General features: G+C 71.8%; 1 protein-coding gene. It reads right to left on the reverse strand.

Translation table 11 applies throughout. From position 1 onward, the window contains the following. Positions 1-1,377, reverse strand: a 1,377-nt coding sequence (locus P409_RS34415) for an amino acid adenylation domain-containing protein (RefSeq protein WP_034849381.1), incomplete at both ends; no start/stop codon positions are given.

The raw sequence follows: 1,377 nt of genomic DNA on the forward strand, positions 1-1,377 counted from the left end.
ATTGGCACTGAGCGGCAGGGCGGCGAGCCCGACGATGCGCGACGGCACCATGTACTCCGGCACCAGCGCCGACAGGTGCTGCTTCAGCGCCGCCTCGTCGGGCTGGACGTCGCCGGCGACGTAGCCGACCAGACGGCCCTCGCGCAGCACCACCACCGCATCCCGGACGCCGGGATAGGAGCGCAGCCCCGCCTCGATCTCGCCCAGCTCGATCCGCAGGCCCCGCAGCTTCACCTGGTGATCCAGCCGACCGAGATATTCGATCGCCCCGTCTCCACGGCGCCGCACCAGGTCCCCCGACCGGTACATCCGGCTGCCCGACGGGCCCTGCGGGTCCGGCACGAACCGGTCCGCCGTCAGGTCCGGGCGGCCGAGATAGCCCCGCGCCAGGTTCACTCCGGCGATGTACAGCTCCCCGGCCACCCCCTCCGGCACCGGGTTCAGGTCGCCGTCCAGCACATGGATCCGGGTGTTGGCGATCGCATGCCCGATCGGCACGCTGCGCTGGCCCGCCTCCGGCCGGCAGGCCCAGAAGGTGACGTCGATCGCCGCCTCGGTCGGGCCGTACAGGTTGTGCAGACCGGCACCGGTCTGCCCCAGCACCTCGTCCTGCAGCTCCCGCGGCAGCGCCTCGCCGCTGCACAGGATCCGGCGCAGCGTGGTGCAGCGGGGCAGCTCCCCCGACGCCGCGAACGCCCCCAGCATCGACGGCACGAAGTGCAGCGTCGTGATCCCCTCGTCCCGGATCACCCGCCCCAGCGCTTCCGGATCCCGATGCGCCCCCGGCTCGGCCACCACCAGGCAGGCCCCGGTCATCAAGGGCCAGAAGAACTCCCACACCGACACGTCGAAGCCGTAGGGCGTCTTCTGCAGCACCCGGTCTCCCGGACCGATGCCGTATTCCGCCTGCATCCAGTGCAGACGGTTCAGCAGCCCCTTGTGGCTGTTGCCCACCGCCTTCGGCTTGCCCGTCGACCCCGAGGTCGTGATGCAATAGGCCAGCCCCTCCGGATGCCAGTCGACAACAGGCGCCTCATCCGCGAAGCCGGACAGGTCCCAGCCTTCGATCGCGATGATCTCGACGCCGTCCATCTGCGGCAGCCGGTCGGCGAGATGTCCCTGGGCCAGCACCAGCCTGAGGCCGGTGTCGGCGATGGTGCCGGCCAGGCGCTCGCGCGGATGCTCGGGGTCGAGCGGCAGGTAGGCCCCGCCCGCCTTCATGATGCCGAGCAGCGCCAGCACCATCTCCACCGACCGCTCCGCCGCCACCCCGACCAGCACGTCCGGACCGACCCCGCGTGCCGCCAGCGCCTGCGCCAGCCGGTTCGTCCGGCGATCCAGCTCGGCATAGCTCAGCCGCTCGCCGCCGAACACCAG

It is taken from the genome of Inquilinus limosus MP06 (assembly GCF_000767795.1).
GTDB lineage: Bacteria > Pseudomonadota > Alphaproteobacteria > DSM-16000 > Inquilinaceae > Inquilinus > Inquilinus limosus_E.